Source organism: Njordella aestuarii, from assembly GCF_056494165.1.
In genome coordinates this window covers 4,016,996-4,038,305 of record NZ_CM151397.1, presented here as the reverse complement: position 1 = coordinate 4,038,305, position 21,310 = coordinate 4,016,996, and the positions used below count along the sequence as shown (strand labels likewise).

Here is a 21,310-nt window from a genome sequence, read left to right as displayed (position 1 = left end):
GAAGCTGAGAAACACAAAATCTGGTTTGCTAACAGATTTGTGCACCGAACTTCGCCACGCTCATTGTAGGCAGTCACATAGCGGAAGGCTATTGTTTGGACAGTTTTTGGATCGAAAAGCCGGTAGCGAACCACGCTGAAAACCCCATCACGAAGTATTCAACAAGGCTAAATGCCCCAATCTCGACCTTCAAACTGCTGTTCTACGACAGTCTTCTCCTAATGGTCTATCAAAGCAAGCATTTGCGTGGAAGTTCTTTAGCAAATCCCGAGCGATTTCGGTCGAAAACGTGATAATTAGAAAAGTTTAACCAGCATAATCGTTACAGCTCCCCAATCCAAACTCCCCCGAAGTTGTGCTTTGCCACCTCGAACAGTTCGAGTCGTGACTCTATTATTTAGTTCTCGCGGGCAAAGGATCCCCCGCCGCACGCTTTAACCTCGAACACTTGTTTCGCTGATGTCAAAAACTAAAAATATCTCTGTCCGTGCAGCTCGCAGTGGATTATTCGTCGGCCAGGAGGTTTCAATTCGTGGCTGGGTCCGCACGCGGCGCGATTCCAAAGGTGGATTCAGCTTTGTCGAAGTCAACGATGGTTCGTGCCTGTCTAATTTGCAAGTTGTTGCGCCAGCGTCGTTAGCATCCTACGAGAGCGACGTGTTGCGGGCGGGAACTGGAGCTTCCGTCGAGGTCACAGGAACGTTGATAGAAAGCCAGGGACAAGAGCAATCGGTCGAACTGCAGTGCGACGGTTTTGTTTTGATTGGTGAAGCTGATCCTGAAACTTATCCGCTTCAAAAGAAGCGCCATTCGCTCGACAAACTACGTGAATGGGGCCATCTAAGGCCGCGGACGAACACCATTGGCGCAGTAATGCGAGTTCGCAATCGGCTCAGCTTTTCGACGCACCAGTTCTTTCAAGAGAACGATTTTTTCTACATCCATACGCCAATCATCACAGCCAGCGATTGTGAAGGCGCGGGGCAGATGTTTCGGGTCACGACCTTGCCGCTCGATAAAGTCCCAATGAAGGATGGCAAAGTGGATTCGTCGGCCGACTTTTTTGAACGCAACACGTATTTGACGGTGAGCGGTCAGTTGGAAGGCGAAATCTATGCAAGCGCACTCAGCAAGATCTACACCTTTGGTCCAACGTTTCGCGCCGAAAATTCGAACACTTCTCGGCATCTTTCCGAGTTTTGGATGATCGAGCCTGAGGCTGCTTTCTTTGATCTGGACGACAACATCATCCTTGCGGAATCGTACCTGCGTCACTTGGTTCGTGACGTCCTGGAGGACTGCGAGGAAGATATCGCTTTCTTCGACAAGATGTACGAGAACGGTTTGCAGCAGCGTTTGAATGACTTACTTGAAAAACCGTTTGCCCGAATGACCTACACCGAAGCGGTAAAAATTCTCGAGCAAAGCGGCCAAAATTTTGAGCACAAAGTCGCATGGGGGCTAGATCTGCAGGCCGAACACGAACGTTACCTCACGGAAAAGCATGTGTTGGGGCCATTGGTGCTGACTGATTACCCTAAGGAAATCAAATCGTTTTACATGCGCGTTAACTCCGACGAACGGACCGTGCGTGCGATGGACGTGCTTGTACCTGGAGTCGGCGAGATCATCGGTGGTTCGCAGCGTGAAGAACGACTCGACGTGCTTCAAGATCGTTTGCAGAGCTTGGGACTCAACGATGCCGATTATTGGTGGTACTTGGATTTGAGACGCTTTGGAACCGTTCCACATTCAGGTTTCGGCCTCGGGCTTGAACGAATGGTGCAGTATGTCACGGCGATGAGCAATATCCGAGACGTCATCCCGTTCCCTCGCAGCCCTGGGCACGCATCGCTTTAGGTTGTTTGCAGTTGGAAGAGGCCTGCGACCTGGCCTCGAAGAGTTCTCAACTTTTAAGTCGCGCCACACTTTGGTTTTGTTTTGAGTACAATTCCAGTTACTTCTCTTTATGGGCGGATACTTTTGGAGTCTTCTATGCGCAATGCAATGCGAAAGTGGTGGAGTGCTTTGGCCGTTACGACTGGGCTTGTCTTGTTCGGCAGCCAGTCTTTTGGACAGGTGGTGCAACTGCCTACGGTTCAGGTCTTTAGCTATTCAGGCACCGTCGCGGTACCTGACCAAGGCACCAGTTATCTTGGCGGAAATGCGAGTTCTGCCAGTTTTCAGCGACCTTACGGACGGCCGCGATCGACCAGTTTGAGTCGCCTTAATACCGCCGGTAATAGTTCGGTGCATGCACGTGTTATCGATTTAGACGAGCTTGATCGCCAGGTTCTCGGTCAACCATCGAATCGAACAGTATCATCGAACATCCATACTGTCCGACGCAATTCGATTTCCACATCTCCGGGAATCGTCGCAGGAATTTACTCTTCACCACTGCCAGACGAGAAAGTCGTTCAGCCTCCAACGACGCGCCGTAGCTTGAAAGATATTTCGCCCGGCGACTACATGTTGCTGCTTAGTCATCCGGAAATTGTGAACACGGCGACGCGAAACGACCCTCATCGGATTCGACCATAACTAGGCTTTTTAGATGACAGAGCCTCGTTCAACCGAATCGGATTAGAATTCGATCAAGAGTTTTCGGAAACCTCTTGGAAGCCCAGACTAGGAACTTGCCGCCGGGCGAAAGTATCATTTCGCGGCGTGAGCGGATTAATGAAGATATCGCTTGTTTGGCCACAATAGCAGGTTCCATGCTTCCGACGCTTTTCGATCGCTCGTTTTGAGGAGTGTCATGCAGTGATTCGAAAAACTCGCTGCGCGTAGTACTTGGATGCACCTGTAAAACCTCGATGCGTTCCGGAGCCAGTTCGCACCGTAGTGCCTCCGCCCAACCTCGCAAAGCAAACTTGGCGGCACAGTACTCGCTTTTTCTGGGCACAGCTCGTATCGCAAGAACGCTTCCAATAATCAGGATCGCCGGTCGTTTTCCCTTGCGTAACAATGGCAGCAAGCTACGAGTTAACTCGACTGGCGCAAAGAAATCGATCTCCATGACACTGCGCATGCGCTCGGGAGAAGCGTTCTCGAATTTTCCGATCGCTCCACTGCCAGCATTATTAACGAGCACATCCAGAGCCCCCCAGTTCGCGGCAATCCATTTGTTAAGCTCTTGGCGGTGTTGATCGCTGGTCAAGTCGCCAGGGAGCGTTTCAATCGAATCTGCAGCATCCCCCGTTACAACACGAAGTTGGTCCAATCGTTCTGCCCGCCGCGCTGTTGCCAGCACTTTAGCTCCCCGCCTTGCAAGCTGAACTGCGATTTCGGCGCCGATACCACTGGATGCGCCGGTGACAAGCACGCGCAAGCCTTTGACTTGACGAGCAGGCACTTACGAAGCATCCTCAAGAGGAATTGCGTTCCACTGCGGTGGTTCGGCCGGTTTAAAGGTCGCAGTGCTCGGTTCCGCTTTGGCGGAGATCGTCTGCGGGACAACACCTTGAATGATCCGAATGTCGTGACCTTCTCGGATCAATCGCCCCGCGTGTCTTGCCGAGACTCTGGCTCGCAGATAGAAACGATCATCGTCGTAGTGTTTTGACAAGATCTCGCCAATCGACTGGATCATTGCCGGCGTTTTGCCGTCGCTGGCCGGCAAGCGGATCTCGAACTCAACAAAACCGTGCGTCAGAGCATCCGATACCGCTCGTAACAGATTCGGGACACCTTGCCCCGTTTTTGCACTGAGCGGAATTGCACTAGGATATCGAGATCGAATCAGCTCGACGCGATCTTCGGCACCAGGCTGATCGATCTTGTTGATTGCAAGCAACGTATCTTTCTCTTCAATGCCAATTTCTTTTAGCACTGAATAGACCGAAGAAATCTGATCGAGCACTTTCGCGTTGCTTGCATCTGCGACATGCAGCAATAAGTCAGCTTGTCGCGCCTCTTCCAGCGTTGCACGAAACGACGCGATCAAGCGGTGAGGTAGATCGCGGATAAACCCAACGGTATCACTTAGAAGTACTGGTCCCCAACCTGGCAGCATCCAACGACGCGTACGGGTATCTAGGGTCGCAAACAGTTTATCAACCGCCAGTACGTCGGCTTGCGTCAAGGCATTCATTAACGTACTTTTACCCGCGTTGGTGTAGCCGACCAACGATACGGTCATGCTGTCACGGGAAGCGACTTCGCGCTGCTTGCGTTTTTCGATCTTTGAAAGCTCTTGCTTTAGATCATGGATTCGTTTTTCGGCTAACCGACGGTCGACTTCCAATTGCTTTTCACCGGGGCCACGCATCCCGACACCCATCGTTTGACGCGAAAGGTGAGTCCACATTCGCTTGAGCCGTGGCAAAGAATATTCCAGCTGCGCGAGTTCCACGGCGAGTCGTGATTCGTACGTTTGCGCATGAGTCGCAAATATGTCAAGAATCAGTTCGGAACGATCCAGCACCTTTAGCTTGAGCGCTTCCTCTAGATTACGAGTCTGTGCCGGATTGAGATCGTTGTCGAAAATGACCAGATCTGCGTCGGTGTCCTCGACCAAGAGGCGAAGTTCGTCGACTTTCCCTTTTCCAAGAAAGGTCGTTTGGTCCGGTTTGTCACGACGCTGCAGCACGCTGCCGACTATTGTTACGCCTGCTGTTTCAGCTAATCCTCTTAGCTCATCAAGCGGATCTCCGCCGCTTCCAGGATCGCTCATCATCAATCGTGCGAGCACACATCGCTCGCCTGCAGATCCGTTGCTACGTTCTAGACTTCCCAAAGATTTCCGGTCCTATTACTGAGGCTACACGTGCCATGAATCCAACAGGACTCAACTAGCTGTGCAACGATGTTTTTTCGCTGTCATTGAGTGCATTCCCAAACTGCCGAATCTATGACACTGAATTCAGCGTTTAAGTTCGGTCAATTCTAATTACTGCTGAGAATAACGGAACCTTGACACTACGCCAGAACTAGACTCATAGTTTTATCATCCGGCTTTGTCGATTCGATTCTAACGCGTATTTCCTTTCCAACCGGAAACAGTTGTTCCATCGATTGCCCCGTGGCCTCGCCAGCCTGGGAGGCGTGTAAAAGTCCGACGCAGGCATTGCCAATGTCGACCAACGCTCCAAAACGCAGGATACTTTCCACCTTCCCGACATGTTCGCGACGTAGGAATTCTGAATCCTCAGACCAAGGGTTCTCGAAAATTTCGCGATAGCTTACCGCGATGTAACCAGTGTCGGGTTTAACCTCGGTTACTACGAATTCATGGTGTTGCTCAAGCCAGTTTGTGTAGGGAGTCAAATTACGAAGCCGCGTCCAATGAAGATCTTCCGCACGCAAAATCCCGTGTAAGCCATTGCTAAGCTCGATGATCGCCATACGGCTGCGTTGCATTACTGCCCTGCCCGACAATTTAGCTCCCAGCACGGGGACATTCACTGCGTTCTTGAGGATGACTTGGTTAGTCTCACGGTAGCTCGCCAAATTTCCAAACCCGACTGGATAGCCTGGAGTCGTCTCGGGTGCGATTCCTTTCATCAGTCCGCGAAGACCTCGAGACGGTCGCTGCTGGATGGCAGTTTCGACCAAATTCGATACGTCCACTCCCATTCGATTCAGGGCGTTTAGCGCATGCGTACGAAGGCCCACATACCCTGACCCCAGCTTTTGCAATAGTGGAATTGCCGGTTCGTGCTTGAGAACGGAAAGTGCGCTGATAACATCGCCGATATGCTTGCGTTCCGGCGTCCACTTTTCATCAGCCGGAATATCAGGCGCAATCATCGCCGTGATATTCTCTGCCAATTCAAGTAGTCTTGGTGCGTACTCAACCAAACCATCGCGTTCGATAACGTTTGCGGCGGCTGCAACACGTCCTGGATCTTCACTATCAAGAAACTCTTGGAGTAATTCTTTGGTTAGGGATGGATCGATCTTGGTAACCGCTTGAAGTGCAGCGCCACTGATCCGCAAGTTTTGCATGTCAACACAGTCTAAAAGTTCTGCTTTGGCATCTTCAACTCGTTTCTCGCCAAGTGCGCGGATGGCTGCAGCCGCAATAAAGTCTCGCTGGTCGTCGATTTTGGACAGAAGCAAGTCGACTGTTGCGGCGGTAAACTCGTAGTTGCCAAAACGTAAGGCTTCAGCCGCGGCAAACTGCATCATGGGCTTTTTATCCTTGAGCAGTGACACCAGTAATTTCTGAGGGGCAACCAGCGCAAGTCGCTCTCCAATTTTAGATGCTTGGCTTAACTGGTAGCGAAGGTACTCCAACTGGCTGAGCAGGTCACTCAACGACAACTCTTGGTTTGGTCGGTTCTGCTGATCGGTTGTCGTAGAGGATGCGTCAGTCATCAAGCCACCTTTCTTGGTCGTTTAAATATGGTGTCGTCAGAAAATTACTTGGAAGTAGCAAACTTATTCCCACTTCTTATTTTCCGAGACGCTTGATGATAGCAGATTTTCCGCTCCGCGTTGCTACGTCTGACAACGTATACTGTGCAACGATCGGGGAGTTCATCTTGGGCAAGTGATAGCACTTGAACAAAAAAAGGCAGGATGAATTTGTTTCAATTCATCCTGCCCAGGGCGGATTTAGCAGTTCTGGAGGTAACAGCTTCCGGATTACCAGTTATAGGCGCCGCCGAGCGTCAAGCCATGAAGGATAAGGCTTCCGCTTCTGTTAAGGTGGCGTGCGTCATCTAAAAGTCCAAAATCGCGAGGCACTTGGCCCGGTGCGGTTGCGATTCCGCTGACACCGATAATTCGGTAGCCAACGTTAGCCGTCCAACCGCGTCCGATCGTCAAGCCAAGCCCCAAGTTTCCTTCGCCTAGCAAAGCTACGTCGGTTGACTCTGTCGTAAACGAATAATCTTGCCCGTTGTACGAGTTTGCAGAAAGGACGGTCGCAGCTCGATCACTTAAACCGGCATACGATTGGTGAGTCACGTTGTTAGCAAAAATACCAAACTTTGTTCCGGCCAGTAAACTCAGCCGACGCCCTGTGCAATAAGTTGCTTGACCACCAAGCTGGAAACCGTACAAATCATTGCGCACATTGTTCAAGTAGTAGACGTCGTCAGCAGTTCCGCCATACATGTCGTCAGTCATGCTCGCTGCGTACTCCAGATTGTCATCGAAGCGGAACCAGCGGAAGCCGCCTAGGTATGCAATGCGAAGTGGGCTGCAACGCGCACCATAAATCGGTGCGCAAGCACCGGTTGGCCCGGAGCAAGGAGCGGCGCCTACCCCGCAGGATCCCGAACAATCTCCGCAGGAGCTTGCACCGCAATCGCCGCAACCAGGTACTGGAATCGCTGCAACGCCAGCGCGAGCGGCTCCACCAAGCGCAAACGAAAGTAGGTTGATCTCGACATTTTGATAGTTTTCATCACGTCGAAGTCGCTGCGAAAAGGTGCCGTTAAACCGGTCATACATGTTCGAAGTAGGCAACTCAATACCGTACCCAATCGTCGGATCTGCAACCCCGACGGTATTAAATGGTATGTTTGTTCGAACGTTCACCCCGGCCGATTGATCGAAGCGAGCCATTTGTGATTCTGGATCTATCGACCAGTAGCTACCGATGATCGCGTATTTGCCGCAACCAAAATATCGACCGCCGAATAGCTCGTAGCCTCCAGCATGATCGAAACGCACGTGCCGAGTCGACAGGTAGTCGGTACTGGGCATATTGCTGTCATGGGCAAATCGCACATACTCTCGATCAGCGCGGTCAAAAATCAATGCGTTTGCGCCAAAGATCCAAGGCCGAGGGCTAACAACGCTCAACGCAGTCGCTTGAGGGCGTGCTTGACCGAGTCCAAAAGTTGGGACGCTTCCATAAGTCGGACCGCAGCTTTGAGTCGGCTGTACGAATGATTGAGCCGGAGCTGAGTATTGCGGCACGTATTGAGGTACGTATTGCGGAGTTGTCGGGATGTACGAAGGCGTTGCAGAGTAGCTTTCGACAGCAGGTGACGAATAAATTGGCTGTCCGCTATACGAAGGCGCAGTACTGTAACCGGTCTCGCCTGGCCCGCAGGTCGTGCAGCCCGCGTTGCCGCCCACCACGATCGATCCGTTCGAGTACGACTGTGGAACTGGCGTGGGCTGCATCTGATGATTCATCATGCCCGATGCGGGAACAGTCGCAGAGTAACCAGCAGAGCCGCTTGCAGATGAACCGGTATTCCCAGGGACTTGATAGTTCCCGGGCGGTATATGAACATGCTGCCGGTTGTCGTTCTGCAACGCTGGCAAGTTTTGCGTCGATTCTTGCGCAATCAGCGTGTGTTGAGGCACGCCGGTACCGACAGGACTGCCGGTAAGGATGTACTGGGGGGGCTGGATGTAGCCGCTGTTGATGGGAAAACTGCTGCCGTTAAGGCCTGCGTTTCCCTGGTAGGGCGAATATTGACCGAAAGCTATTCCGCCGGTTGCGGCGATTGACATTGCTGCCAAAAGACCACGAAAATGTAGTGTTCTCACGCTAATTCCTCCTTGAAGGCCGGTTAACCAGGCCCGTCCTACGGGCCGATTGCCTTGCGGCAACGATGTCTTCCGGTGACAATCCGAAACTGAACGCTTTAGCAAGCGTTTTAAAAGGTATCCTTACCTCTCCGCCCTTCCTCCAGAATGGTGAGAAGTCAGATAGTTAATCGGAATTACCAGCATTCGAATTGTTCGTAAGAATGCTTTTGCTACCCAATATTGATTAAAGCTGTTGCTTAATCGTTGCAGCCGTTACGCTTTCTTGGCTGGGACATGTTGATGGTAATAGCGCATGGTTTCAGAACATACGGCTATACTTAAGCTAGCGTCATGGTCACACTATGTTCATACTTGCTGCCGCAGATAATTAATTTGATTGGGTTTGCAAATCCTTGATGTCAAACGCTTAGCGCAGCTTGCTCCTTGAAACAAAAAGCAATATCGCAGTCGACATGCCACATTTCTTGAAACGTAAATTGATCAGAATACTGCTGGTTGCAGCCGTAGGCCTCTGGTGTGATCCTTTTCGAGTTTTTGCGCAAGAGACTGAGGTTTCTGCGTCGCAGCAGCAGATTTCGGAAGAGCTTGACAAATCGATTCGCCAATTGAGCAGCGAATCGTATGCGAATCGCGAAGCTGCACTGCTTACGCTCGAGAAGTACCCTGCGGAGTCGATTCCTCGAATCCTAGAATACTTGCTTCCCAGCCCTGACGTTGAAACGACCGTATCTCCCGAAGCGTCATTGCGGATGGTCCGGTTGCTTCATGGTTGGTTAGATGATCCTACCAAGTCGCCTGGGGCAGAAGCCTTCGAAGCACTTCGGAAGTTGTCGCGATCAACGTCAACTTTAACTTCGTTTCGTGCCTCAACAGCCATCCAAGACTTTACAGTCCGCCAGTCTGAGTTTGCCACGGCCAAATTGCGACAGTTAGGCGTATTCATCGATACAGAATATCTTCAGATTGTGACTTCGCAGGCGCAACACTACCTTTTGCGGCTCGATGATTCCTATCGCGGAACGCGTGAGGAATTGTCAAACTTGCGATGGCTGCACGATGTTGAAATGGTAAAGTTAAGTGGTGAGATTGTCGATAAACAAGTGCTTGAGCACGTAGTGAGTTTGCCCAACTTGAAAATAATCCAGCTACGAAACGTCAGTCTTACGAAAGATGATATTGAGCTGTTAGGGAACGTCAAACAACTAGAGACGCTTGAGTTACTTTATACCCCGATCGATGCAAGCTACCTGCCGGCATTAGCAGAACTGCCTGTGGCCAATAATTTGCGATTGTTTGGCACCAAGTTGAATGCAGAGGAAGTCGACACGCTGCGAGAACAGTTGGATGGTGTTGAGGTCGTGTTTGGGAACGGGGGCTTTCTCGGGATCATGTCCCAAGACCCTTCGTCGACGGTTGTGCGCTCCGTGACGCCTGGTGGGGCAGCAGAACTGGGCGGAGTCAAGGCAAACGATAGGCTAATCAAGATTCAAGGCGTTTCAATTTCCAAGTTTGACGACTTGAGGAACGAGTTGGGGAAATTCATGGCAGGGGACACGATAGACGTTGTGTTGGAACGGCCGACAACTGTGATTGTTCCTGGTAAAATTCCTCGGGTGAAATGGATGGAAATCGAAGTGAAAGTGACGCTTGGGCAACAGCCTTAAGGCTTTCCAGTGCCGACATTGAAACGGATCAACTATTGCAGCATAGAGATCTTCTGTTGTCGCGTTGGCAACTCAATATAGCCCTGAATACCCAGCCAGATTTTGCTCGTGAACAATTGCTTGTAAAATGAATTCTCAGAACACGGAAGTTAGTCTCCCGGAGTGGATTGACGCAAAATGGCTCCGAGCCTTTCGCCGAGAATTACTTGGTTGGTATCAGGTTTCGGCGCGAGATCTTCCATGGCGAGATACTGACGACCCGTATGCGATCATGGTAAGCGAGGTGATGTTGCAGCAAACTCAAGCTTCGACAGTCATTCCATACTATCATCGTTTCTTGAAACGTTTTCCCACGGTTGGTGAGTTGGCTGAAGCGCAGGAGAGCGACGTCCTGCAGTTGTGGGAAGGGCTTGGATATTATCGCCGTGCGAAGTCATTGCGTCTTGCGGCAGTCGTGGTCGTTGAAGAGCATTCAGGAGAGTTTCCGACCGATTTTCAATCTATTCTGAATTTGCCGGGAGTTGGGCGCTACACTTCTGGGGCGATTGCATCTTTCGCTTTTAATGTGCCGCGACCAATTGTAGAAGCGAACACGCAGCGATTGTATTCGCGACTTTTGAAGCTGCAAAAGCCGCTTACTCAGGCTGACTCGGTGGCGAGACTATGGCAGTTCGCCGACTCTATTTTGGACGAAGAGAATCCGCGATTGATCAACCATGCCGTCATGGACTTGGGAGCAACGATTTGCAAGCCCCTTGCTCCCAGTTGCCTAATCTGCCCTCTTCGCCGACTGTGTCCGACGTTTGAAGAGGGGCTGCAAGCGGAGATTCCGGTTCCCAAAAAAAAGACTCAGTATGTCGATCAGATCGAGATTGCTGTGGCAATCGAAGATGATCGGGGTAATTTGCTGATGTGGAAAAGGCCCGAAGGCGGCTGGTGGGCCGGATTATGGGATCTGCCGCGACAAACACTGATTGATTTTTCAGAGTTCGAGTTCGACAAACTGCAGAATTGGATTCTGCAGCAAGCTGGAATTCGCGTTGAGGTTATGTCGGAACTGTCAACATTTCGTCACACAGTGACGCATCATAGAATCAAAGTGAAACTGTTTCGCGGAAAAGTAATGTCTGACGCGATCGAGAATCTTGAAAGTTGTGAAAATTTTTCACAGGAATTGAAAGTTTCGGAAAAACGATCGAACCTCCAAACCCATGAGAGCGAAAAAGAAAGTCGCATTCGCGAATCTACAGGTTTTGGAGACGAAAATTGGGTCTGGGCCGACGTTCGGACCCAAAAACAGCTGCCACTTAGTAGTTCCGGGCGACGGATGATCCAGTGGCTTCAAAAAGCCAGCGAAAATAACCAATAAATCGTTACGGACCAAGAAATCTGGTAGGGGCAGTTAAGCCTTCCCACACCCATACAGTCAAAGCGGCTCGGCTTTTTGCATTTCCGACGTCGCCGCGAGCACCCAAGTCGGCTAAAATATTTTCTGATTGGTGAGGTCGGAGACAGAGCGGCGCGGTGTTTGCATTTAAGCTATGTGTGCCATTTTGACGTAGTCTACTGATTCTACGGGAATCCTCTCGAGGTCCAATATGCCTAAGCTAGCCAACCGGAACCAAGTCAAGATCGAGAATCCGGAGTTGTTGCGTGAACTGACTGACGAACAGTTGGTAGGCAAGTTTCGTGCAACGGAAAATATCGAGTACTTTGAAACGATTGTGCGACGCTACCAGAGAGAGCTTTATGCCTACTTAGTAAGGTATATTGGCGATCCCGAATTGGCTGAAGATGCGTTTCAAGCAACGTTCATCACGGTCCATGATCGGCTTGAGACGTTTCAAGAAGGTCGCCGTTTCAGGCCATGGCTGTACGCGGTCGCCGTGAATAAAACGATTGATTTGAAGCGGTATCATCGACGACGGCAAGCAGTGTCGTTAGATGCGCCGTATGATATTAAGAATGGCGATAAGGAATATTCGACGTCGGACCAGTTGGTTTCACGGGAAGATGATCCGGCGGAGCGGGCGATCGAGAACGAAACTGCTCAGCGAGTGCGATCGGTAATTTCCACAATGAATGAAAGTACACAGCAGTTGTTGAATATGGTCTACTTCCAAGGTATGAAGTACGCCGATGTCAGCGAGGCGCTTGGCATTCCGATAGGTACCGTAAAGAGTCGTGTATTCAACGCGATGATTAAACTTAATGATACTTGGCGTCGTATGTATCCTGATCAGTTACCCGATCAGTCCTCCTAGTATTCCGACCGGTACCACGTGAGTCAGTCACCGATTGATGATCCGATGCTTTTGGGTTACCTCCTTGGTAGCCTCGATGATGCCGACTCGCGACGAGTCGAAGAGGCGATCGTTGTTGACGATCAATTGCGAGGCCGTTTAGAGGAGTTGAATGTCCAGTTCGCATCACTCATCGATGCTGCGAATTACGGTACTCCCGAGCCACGTGGAGATCTAGCCGATAGGACTTTGAAGTCGCTGAAGCCTTGCAGCGAGCGTTCACGGCTCAAGTCCCAACAGGGTTGTACGCGACTCGGTTGGCTTGTCGGTCCGATGGCAGACGAAGATGTAGGGGCTGAATCCGCAACAGGTCGTAGCGGTCTCTTTCGCAATATGCTCGAGTTGTCTGCTTTTTCTCTCTCTTTAATTGTGCTCGGCTCGCTGACTTTGTCGTGGGCACTACACGCTCAAGAGGGGGCTCGGCAGCAGAAGTGTTCTTTCCAGTTGTCTGGGCTTGGTTTAGCACTGCAGGACTTTGCGTACCATGATCCACGACAAGTCGCACCAGAGATTGCGCTCAGTGGACCGATGTCATTTGCCGGTGTGTACGCTGTGCATCTGAACGAGCGTCAGTTGCTATGTGGCGAGGATCTGCGATGGTGTCCAGGAATGAATAATGATTTTTCGTCCGTTGTCGGTGGTCCGCAGAGGATGTTACCAAGCACTCGGCAATTGATGGAGGCTAGTCAGGAGCAGCGAAGCGCGTGGCAGCATTGGATCGGTGGCTCGTACGCTTACAACCTTGGGGTCTTTGAAAACAATAGTTACATCACTCCCAGATTCCGTTCGCGATCGACTTTTGCGATTATGGGTGATGCTCCAATGCTGGTGGATGGTCGATTCGTATGGAATTCACATGGCCGGAATCGCTGCAACGTGCTCTACGAAGATGGGCACGTTAGGGTCGAGATTGTGAACCTTAATCGAAAAAATAAGGAAGATCGTGATCATCCTTATTTAAACCGAAATGGCGAACTGCGTGCTGGTTGCAGTTGCGAAGACTCGGCGATGGGGCCAAGTTACTTCCGTCCGCTAAACAACGACGACTCGGACTTAAAGATTCGAGTGAGCCGTTAGTAGGCTATACTTTCATTTTTGAGTAGCCTTCTTCTTTTTGCGCCAAATGCGGTAGATTTATCATTGTGCGCCGGTCTAATTTGAAGTTCAGCGCTTGATCTCTAGAGCGAAGTTCTCGTCTGGTGCAAATGCAATTCTCCGGAAGACAGCTGATTGATGGATCCAAATTTTACCGAGTATCAGACCAGCGGCGAGCAGATGCGAGCAGAGGAGATGAGTCGGGTTCCGACTGTCCCGCCGGCTCAAGTTTCTGGATACCGCATTGATCGTTTGTTGGGGCGTGGGGCATTCGGTCAAGTTTGGATTGGCGTGGATCGAAATACCGGTCGAAACGTCGCGATCAAGTTCTATATTCACCACTCCAAGATGGACTGGCAGCTTTTGTCGCGCGAAGTGCGCCATCTGGTTAGTATGGCAGCTGACCGAAATATTGTGCAAGTGCTTGCGGTTGGTTGGGATCACGAGCCGCCGTACTATGTGATGGAATATCTTGAAAACGGTTCGCTTGAGGATCTAATTCGCCGCAAGGGACGCCTGCCTGTTGACGAAGCACTGCGGATTTTCAATGGAGTTTTGGCAGCGCTAAAGCATTCGCATGGTCGTGGGATTTTGCACTGTGACTTGAAGCCAGCCAATATCCTGCTTGACGCGCAGATGGCGCCTCGTATTGCTGACTTTGGGCAGAGCCGCATGTCAGACGAGCAGTCTCCTAGTTTAGGAACATTGTTTTACATGGCTCCGGAGCAGGCTGACATGAATGCGATGCCCGACGCACGATGGGATGTTTATGCCCTCGGAGCCTTGCTGTACTGCTTGATTGTCGGCGAGCCGCCATACTTTTCATCCGACCGAGTCACGACATTGCGGACCGCAAAGGACTTGCCGGAAAGGTTGACCGTCTACCGCCAAATGATCCATTCCGCGCCGGTACCTCGTGCGCATTGGCGTATCAAGGGCGTTGACAAAGATCTTGCTAAGATTATCGATCGGATGTTGGTTCGGCTGCCGGACAATCGTTATGAGAACGTCCAACAAGTGATTGACGCGCTGCAGGATCGTGCTCAATCCCAAATGCGAAAGCCATTAATGTTGTTGGGGGGCGTTGGACCTCTACTATTATTAGGCGTCATGTCGCTATTCTTCTGGCGCGGTGTTTCCACTGCGAAGGAGCAAAGTACGGTTCGTTTGCAGCAGGAAGCGAGCCGGAGTAATCACTTTGCGGCGAGCCTCGCGGCCCGTACTATGGAACGGGACATTGCGACATTGTATCAACTGGTTGAAACCGAGGCTGGTCGCCCCAGTATGCACACGCGTCTTGTGGACACACTTGCGTCTTTTACAGCACAGCAATGGGAGCAACTAGTTGCGATTCGTCCACCAGATGCATTGCAAGGTTTGCTGGTGGGAGATGAAAAACGTCAGGAGCTCGAGCGGCACTTGGAAGAATCGTTTAAGAAACTAAACGCAGAAGAACGCCAAGTTCACGACGCTGCTCAAATCGATTCAATTTTCATTCTTGATGAACGCGGGACGATGATCGCCACGGCGCTGGCCGATAAAGAAGAAGCTACGCCAAGGATTGGATGGAACTTTGCATATCGTGGTTACTTTAATGGAGAGTCGCAGGACTACCGGGTCACCGACGATCGAAGCAAACTGAAGCCGTACGAAGTGACACACCTGAGTCCGCCATTTAAGTCTACGACGACGGACAAATGGAAAATTGCTATTTCCACGCCAATCTTTATCGGAAGCGAGAATTCATCGGAAGCAAAGGAAAATTCGGCTGCCACCGAAGCTCAGGAAATCGCGAGAACAATTCGAGGTGTCTTGGTCATGACGATCAACCTGGGCGATTTCGAATTGCTTGGTAATGAAGGGGAATTGTCATCGGCCGGCGATAACTCGCAGCCATCGGCGTTGGTAGCATCAGATCGATTTGCTGTTTTAATTGATGGTCGCAGCGGTGATCAAGAGGGCACGCTAGTCCAGCACCCGTTGCTCAGCGAACTAGCCGATTCAACACGCTCCCAATCCGACGTCGCGGATGCGACATCGTATCGAATAGAACCCGAGCGGCTGTCGGGGTTGAGGCGTGGTGGTGTGCTTGACTACCGAGATCCATTAGCGGCGCACCCGGCCGGTGCCAAATATGACGGACTTTGGATCGCGACCTTGGAAAGAATCCGGCTGCCGATGCGGGGGCCACGCGAAGATACCGCGATGCGTGCACCCGCAAGCGATCGTGAATTGCTGGTTTTAGTACAAGAGCCGGCAAGCAAAACAGCGGTGCCCGTGCAGCAACTGGTCGATTCCATGACTCGGGAATTTGCAATCGCGTTGGCCGTCGTTCTCGCCGTCATTGGCTCGCTTTGGTACTTTGGGATACGGATGTTCCGCGTGGTACAGACTGTCGACCGACGATGAGAGACTTTATCGCACTTGGTCAGCGGGCCAGACTGCCCAAAAAAGTATTTTGGGCTAGAATATGGATGCGGTAGTGATATTTTGCCGCCGCGACTTTCCTGCCTTCCCCCACCCTGCCCTGCCAGAGTTGCATGCTATTTGCGTGCGGCATGGTAACCCACCTCCAGCGATCGACGCTTTCCGATAAAGTCGATCTCATTTCATCAATCGCGTGAGCTTTCACAATATGAGTCTACGTCGAGCGAAAAAATATCGCACCTATGTAAGGTCATTCGTGCCGGCTACGAGTTTGCAAGTTTTGCAGGCCATTGTCGGCGCTCTGATGACTCTGCAGATGTGCGTCTCCACTTTTGCACAAACGACTCCGCCCCAGATCGATCAAAACGCGGTCGATATGGATTACTTTGAAAAGCACATTCGGCCGCTGCTAATTGAAAAGTGCTACGAGTGTCATTCAGCCGTCGGCGGTTTAGCGGAAGGCGAACTCTTGTTAGACAGCCAGCCTGCGATGAAACGTGGCGGCAGTCGCGGAGCAGTAGTCAGTGAGGCCCATGACTGGGAAAAGAGTCTGCTCTGGCAAGCAGTTGGGTACGAGTCCAGTGATCTTCAAATGCCACCGGGAGGGAAGCTATCAGACGCAGAACTTCAGCATCTGTGCGCATGGTTGATTGCCGGTGCGCCCGACCCGCGAACGGCTCCAACGACAATTTCCAGTGACCTAGAAAAGCCTGACGCCTCCAATCACTGGGCATTTAAGAAGCCGCATGTTGAAGCGCCAGTCTCATCGGCGGATAGTGACTGGGCACAAGACGTCATTGATGAATATGTATACATGCATTTGGAAAAGAGTGGCATCAAGCCAAACGCGATCGCACCGGAAGAAACTCTGGTCCGCCGCTTATACTATGACTTGACGGGGCTCCCACCGACGAAAGAGGCAATCGACGCATACTTAAACGATTCCGCATTCGACAAGTACGCTCGGTTGGTTGATCAGCTAGTTGATTCGCCGGCCTTTGGCGAGCGCATGGCGAGGCACTGGATGGACGTTGTGCGGTATGCGGATACCAAGGGATATGTCTTTCAGGAAGATAGACAATATCCAAAGGCTTACCTGTATCGAGACTGGCTGATCAAAGCTTTCTCGGAAGATATGCCGTACGACCAATTCGTACGCTACCAAATTGCGGCAGATGCCCTTGATCAAGATAATTCTCAGGGGCACCAAGCAGCGATGGGGATGTTGACGCTGGGGCGACGATTCCTAAACGACAAAAACGATATCGCAGATGATCGCATTGACGTTGTTTCTCGAGGACTGATGGGGTTGTCGGTGGCTTGTGCCCGTTGTCATGATCACAAGTACGATCCTGTGACGATGGCTGACTATTATTCATTGCACTCGGCTTTCGTGAATTCGAAAGAAGATAATTCCGAAGTTGCACCACTCGCGTTGACTGACAAAGAAGAGATTTCTAAGGCACATATTTTTAAACGTGGCAATGCGCACAGTCGTGGGGACGAAATTGACAAACATTTCGTTAAGTTCATTTCGCTGAGTAAACCATATCCATTGGAACGCGGCAGTGGCCGTGTCGATCTTGCAGACGCGATCACGGATCCCGACAATCCACTTACAGCGCGAGCTTTTGTTAATCGAGTGTGGGGTTGGATGACCGGAAAGCCTATCGTGGCGACTCCCAGCGACTTTGGAGTTCGGTGTCCCGAGCCTGTGTACCGAAATGTCCTTGACCAGTTGGCGATTGATTTCGTACGCGAAGGTTGGTCTGTCAAAAAATTGGTTCGCAGGATTGCGCTGAGCAGTGCTTATCGCATGTCGAGCGATCATAATGCGGATTCGGCTGCTATTGATCCAGCTAACGATCTATTTTGGCGTGCCGAACGGCGCCGAATGGACTTTGAATCGATGCGCGATGCCATGTTGGCTACAACCTCTAGGATCGATCCGACTGTCGGTGGGCCAAGTGTAAAACTATTTGAGAAGCCATTTTCTAACCGTCGAACGATCTATGCGTATATTGACCGGCAGGATTTGCCAGGCGTGATGCGTGCGTTCGACTTTGCCAATCCCGATACGCATGTTCCTATTCGGATGCAAACGACTGTTCCGCAACAAGGGCTTTTCTTACTCAACAGTGAATTCATTTTTGATCTGGCCTCCAGTTTTGCTGCGAACATCGACGCTGAAGCGACCGAGCTCGAAACAAAAATAGGGCTTGTGTTTAATCGTTTGTTACTGCGTGAGCCTTCCCCTTCCGAGCTCGCAATGTCTCTTCAGTTCTTTGCGACTGCGATCCAAGAACGTCAATCCCGCGTTGAAGATGTATGGACGTACGGCTACGGTTCATGGGACGCGGAAACGGCTGCCATCACAAGCTTCACGCCTTTCACTAATTTCGGGGATGATCGCTGGCGAGTTAGCAACGTCGTTCCCGATCCAGAGCTCGGCTGGTGTTTCTTGTCGCGTGACGGCGGGCATCCTGATGCAGCGCACGAGCGGGCGACGATGCGCCGTTGGACTGCACCACGCTCTGGAAAGATTCGAGTGCGAGGAAATGTGAAGCATCCGAGCGATCAAGGGGACGGTGTCCTCTCTTTCGTTTGCCGCGATGGTCAACTTATTTCAGAAAAATTGATCGTCGCCAATGGTGAGCGAGAGATAGGGCTTGACGAAATTGAGGTTGAGCAAGGAACCGTGTTGAGTTTTGTTACTGACGCTAATGGTTCGATCAACAACGATTCCTTCGAGATGCGGCTGAGGGTGTCATATGTAGACGAAAAGTCCGCCGTGTTTAGGTCAAATGCGCAGTTCGCTGGCCCCGTTTTCAACCCTGCCACTCCGATGCAGCAATTTGTACAGGCACTTTTGATCTGTAATGAATTCTGTTTTGTTGACTAATGTGATCCCAAGCCATTCGCGAGGCTGCATCCGCGAGCAAAATTGTCAGACTTGAACCGCTACGGTCCGGTTAAAGAAGAGGAGATTATCGATGTCCAAAATTACTGAAATACGCTGCCCAGCCGAAAATCCGTTTGGTGCTCTATTTCAATCGCGTCGTGAAGCTCTACAGCGCATGGGCATGGGGTTTGGAGCGCTGGCGGCGCAGATGCTTACAACTCCATCGCAAGCGTTTTCCGCTGCGGATCCCTACAATCCAATGTTGCCAAAAGAACCGCACTTCCCGGTTAAAGCAAAGCATGTAATTCATATCTTTGCCAATGGCGGTCCCTCGCATGTCGACTTGTTCGATCCAAAGCCAGCCCTCGAGAAGTATGCGGGGCAAACGATGCCGGGTGAAACCCCTCGGACAGAGCGACCGACCGGGAAACTGATGCAATCGCCTTTTAAGTTTAAACCGCGTGGAAACAGCGGAATTGAAATTAGCGAACTATTCGAGAACCTTTCGCAGCACGCCGATGACCTTTGCGTTATTCGTTCAATGCACGCCGATGTGCCTAACCATGAGCCGTCGTTGCTTCTGATGAACACCGGCGAAAGTCGTTTGGTTCGACCCAGCTTTGGCTCTTGGCTAACTTATGGTTTGGGGACAGAAAATCAAAACTTACCGGCGTTTGTGTCGATGTGCCCCAACGGATATCCAATCCAAGAGTCTCAGAACTGGCAGTCGGGGTTCTTGCCTGGAATCTACCAGGGGACGTATATCGATACGAAGCATGAGACGATCGAACGACTGATCGAGAACTCGAAGAATCATCGTATGACGACAGCTGCTCAACGTCAGCAGTTGGATTTGGTACAAGCTCTAAACGAGTCGCATCGTGAGTCCCGAGAGCATGATGGTCTGATCGATTCAAAAATCAGGTCAATGGAGCTTGCGTTCCGTATGCAAGAAGAAGCCGCGGAGGCTTTTGATATCACACGTGAGCCACAGAATATTCGTGACCTTTATGGGACGGGCGTACAGGCACGCCAAATGTTGATTGCGCGGCGATTAGTGGAACGCGGCGTCCGCTTCGTTCAAGTGTGGCATGGCGAGGGACAACCTTGGGATAATCACGATCATCTGGAAAAAGAGCATCGGCGTTTGGCAGGCGAGTGCGATCAACCCATCGCTGCACTCATAACAGATCTGAAGCGTTTGGGGCTATTTGAAGAGACCCTGATTTTGTGGGGCGGTGAGTTTGGACGAACTCCCACTGTGGAAATGCCCAAAGAAGGATCCAACGCGGGCACGATGACCGGACGCGACCATAACCACTACGGATTTACCGTCTGGATGGCAGGCGGTGGCGTGAAGGGCGGCCAAGCCTACGGTGCAACGGATGAATTCGGCTTCAAAGCAGTCGAGAATCGAATGCACGTTCATGATCTTCACGCAACGATGTTAAAGCTGATGGGATTCGATCACGAAAAACTCACCTATCGTTGGGCAGGCCGCGATTTTAGGTTGACCGATGTTCACGGACGCATCATCAATGATTTAATTGCATAGAGTATGACAACGAAGGTTTTCTCATATCTTTTCAGTTACTCGATTGTTGATATTATGGCAGTCGATTTCAAAAAATCATACATTGACCATAACAGATGATTGAGTAAAAAATGCCGAGCGTCCTTGCAGTTGCTGCGCATCCTGATGACATAGAATTCTTAATGGCTGGAACCATGCTGCAGTTAAAGCAGCGCGGTTGGGATCTGCACTATCTCAACATTGCGAACGGTTGCTGCGGATCGATGGAAACGGATCGAGAGGAGACCGCACGCATTCGTTTGGAGGAAGCCAAACGTGCCGCCCAAATCATGGGTGCAAAGTTTTATGCACCAATCGCAGACGATATGGCTATTTTTTATACGCCAGAGCTACTCGCCAAAGTTGCTGCAATTGTGCGTCAAGCGAACCCGCAGATCTTGCTAACGCATGCTCCTAGCGATTACATGGAAGACCATGAAAACGCCTGTCGATTGGCTGTGTCAGCGGCTTTCATAAAATTCAGTCCCAACTTTCGATGCGATCCGCCAACAGATTCGGTAACCGGCGACATCGCAGTCTATCATGCTCAACCGCACGGCAATTGTACGACTACTCTACAGCCGGTCGTGCCAGAGTTTATCGTAGATTGTACTCAAGTTACGGAAGTCAAACGAAAGGCACTTGAACAGCATCAGAGCCAGCAAAACTGGTTGGATAGCACGCAAAAGATGAATTCTTACGTCCAGTCCATGATCGACACCTCACGATTCATGGGTGATATGTCGAACGGTGGTATAAGTTACGGTGAAGGTTGGCGGCGGCACTTGCATTACGGTTTTGGGCCGAAAGAATTCAATCCACTGCGTGATGCTCTTTCTGACTTAATAAGTCAGCCAAAGTAGTTTGCTAGAGCGGTTAAGAT

General features: G+C 51.0%; 14 protein-coding genes. 10 read left to right on the top strand and 4 right to left on the bottom strand.

The window, feature by feature from the left end; translation table 11 throughout:
* Positions 1-459 precede the first annotated feature (459 nt).
* On the top strand, positions 460-1,860 hold the full coding sequence (asnS, locus tag SH451x_RS15880) for an asparagine--tRNA ligase (RefSeq protein ID WP_479357970.1): 1,401 nt from the start codon (positions 460-462) through the stop codon (positions 1,858-1,860).
* Between the two features lie 135 nt (positions 1,861-1,995).
* Entirely contained in the window at positions 1,996-2,544 is a 549-nt protein-coding gene (locus SH451x_RS15875) for a hypothetical protein (protein WP_479357969.1), read from the top strand.
* A 28-nt stretch (positions 2,545-2,572) separates the two neighbouring features.
* Here the strand turns inward: SH451x_RS15875 and SH451x_RS15870 are convergent, their stop codons facing one another.
* From SH451x_RS15870 to SH451x_RS15855, 4 genes are all read right to left on the bottom strand, one after another.
* Entirely contained in the window at positions 2,573-3,358 is a 786-nt protein-coding gene (locus SH451x_RS15870; RefSeq protein WP_479357968.1) for an SDR family NAD(P)-dependent oxidoreductase, read from the bottom strand.
* On the bottom strand, positions 3,359-4,741 hold the full coding sequence (gene hflX / locus SH451x_RS15865) for a GTPase HflX (protein ID WP_479357967.1): 1,383 nt from the start codon (positions 4,739-4,741) through the stop codon (positions 3,359-3,361).
* Between the two features lie 182 nt (positions 4,742-4,923).
* Complete coding sequence (locus SH451x_RS15860) at positions 4,924-6,324, bottom strand: HEAT repeat domain-containing protein (RefSeq protein ID WP_479357966.1); 1,401 nt, start codon at positions 6,322-6,324, stop codon at positions 4,924-4,926.
* A 270-nt stretch (positions 6,325-6,594) separates the two neighbouring features.
* Positions 6,595-8,460, bottom strand: coding sequence for a BBP7 family outer membrane beta-barrel protein (locus SH451x_RS15855; protein WP_479357965.1), 1,866 nt, complete (start codon positions 8,458-8,460; stop codon positions 6,595-6,597).
* 455 nt (positions 8,461-8,915) lie between these two features.
* Here SH451x_RS15855 and SH451x_RS15850 point away from each other — a divergent pair, with 455 nt between their 5' ends.
* The 8 genes from SH451x_RS15850 to SH451x_RS15815 all read left to right on the top strand — a co-directional run bounded on the left by SH451x_RS15850 (position 8,916) and on the right by SH451x_RS15815 (position 21,290).
* Positions 8,916-10,127, top strand: coding sequence for a PDZ domain-containing protein (locus tag SH451x_RS15850; RefSeq protein WP_479357964.1), 1,212 nt, complete (start codon positions 8,916-8,918; stop codon positions 10,125-10,127).
* A gap of 127 nt (positions 10,128-10,254) precedes the next feature.
* Positions 10,255-11,496, top strand: a complete 1,242-nt coding sequence (gene mutY, locus SH451x_RS15845; RefSeq protein ID WP_479357963.1) for an A/G-specific adenine glycosylase — start codon at positions 10,255-10,257, stop codon at positions 11,494-11,496.
* 229 nt (positions 11,497-11,725) lie between these two features.
* Positions 11,726-12,391: an RNA polymerase sigma factor gene (locus tag SH451x_RS15840; RefSeq protein WP_479357962.1), complete on the top strand. Its 666-nt coding sequence runs from the start codon at positions 11,726-11,728 to the stop codon at positions 12,389-12,391.
* An 18-nt stretch (positions 12,392-12,409) separates the two neighbouring features.
* Entirely contained in the window at positions 12,410-13,507 is a 1,098-nt protein-coding gene (locus tag SH451x_RS15835) for an anti-sigma factor family protein (RefSeq protein ID WP_479357961.1), read from the top strand.
* A gap of 156 nt (positions 13,508-13,663) precedes the next feature.
* Entirely contained in the window at positions 13,664-15,934 is a 2,271-nt protein-coding gene (locus SH451x_RS15830) for a protein kinase domain-containing protein (protein ID WP_479357960.1), read from the top strand.
* 226 nt (positions 15,935-16,160) lie between these two features.
* Positions 16,161-18,854: a PSD1 and planctomycete cytochrome C domain-containing protein gene (locus tag SH451x_RS15825; RefSeq protein WP_479357959.1), complete on the top strand. Its 2,694-nt coding sequence runs from the start codon at positions 16,161-16,163 to the stop codon at positions 18,852-18,854.
* A gap of 91 nt (positions 18,855-18,945) precedes the next feature.
* A complete protein-coding gene (locus SH451x_RS15820) occupies positions 18,946-20,409 on the top strand; it encodes a DUF1501 domain-containing protein (RefSeq protein ID WP_479357958.1) in 1,464 nt (487 codons plus the stop codon).
* A gap of 110 nt (positions 20,410-20,519) precedes the next feature.
* Entirely contained in the window at positions 20,520-21,290 is a 771-nt protein-coding gene (locus SH451x_RS15815; protein WP_479357957.1) for a PIG-L deacetylase family protein, read from the top strand.
* Positions 21,291-21,310: the final 20 nt, after the last annotated feature.

What these genes read in the sequence shown, in the direction of transcription:
- SH451x_RS15875 (WP_479357969.1), top strand. Translation starts at nt 1,996, where the DNA reads ATGCGCAATGCAATGCGAAAGTGGTGGAGTGCTTTGGCCGTTACGACT.
- SH451x_RS15830 (WP_479357960.1), top strand. Translation starts at nt 13,664, where the DNA reads ATGGATCCAAATTTTACCGAGTATCAGACCAGCGGCGAGCAGATGCGA.
- mutY (WP_479357963.1), top strand. Translation starts at nt 10,255, where the DNA reads ATGAATTCTCAGAACACGGAAGTTAGTCTCCCGGAGTGGATTGACGCA.
- SH451x_RS15850 (WP_479357964.1), top strand. Translation starts at nt 8,916, where the DNA reads ATGCCACATTTCTTGAAACGTAAATTGATCAGAATACTGCTGGTTGCA.
- SH451x_RS15820 (WP_479357958.1), top strand. Translation starts at nt 18,946, where the DNA reads ATGTCCAAAATTACTGAAATACGCTGCCCAGCCGAAAATCCGTTTGGT.
- SH451x_RS15815 (WP_479357957.1), top strand. Translation starts at nt 20,520, where the DNA reads ATGCCGAGCGTCCTTGCAGTTGCTGCGCATCCTGATGACATAGAATTC.
- SH451x_RS15825 (WP_479357959.1), top strand. Translation starts at nt 16,161, where the DNA reads ATGAGTCTACGTCGAGCGAAAAAATATCGCACCTATGTAAGGTCATTC.
- SH451x_RS15840 (WP_479357962.1), top strand. Translation starts at nt 11,726, where the DNA reads ATGCCTAAGCTAGCCAACCGGAACCAAGTCAAGATCGAGAATCCGGAG.
- SH451x_RS15860 (WP_479357966.1), bottom strand. Translation starts at nt 6,324, where the DNA reads ATGACTGACGCATCCTCTACGACAACCGATCAGCAGAACCGACCAAAC.
- asnS (WP_479357970.1), top strand. Translation starts at nt 460, where the DNA reads ATGTCAAAAACTAAAAATATCTCTGTCCGTGCAGCTCGCAGTGGATTA.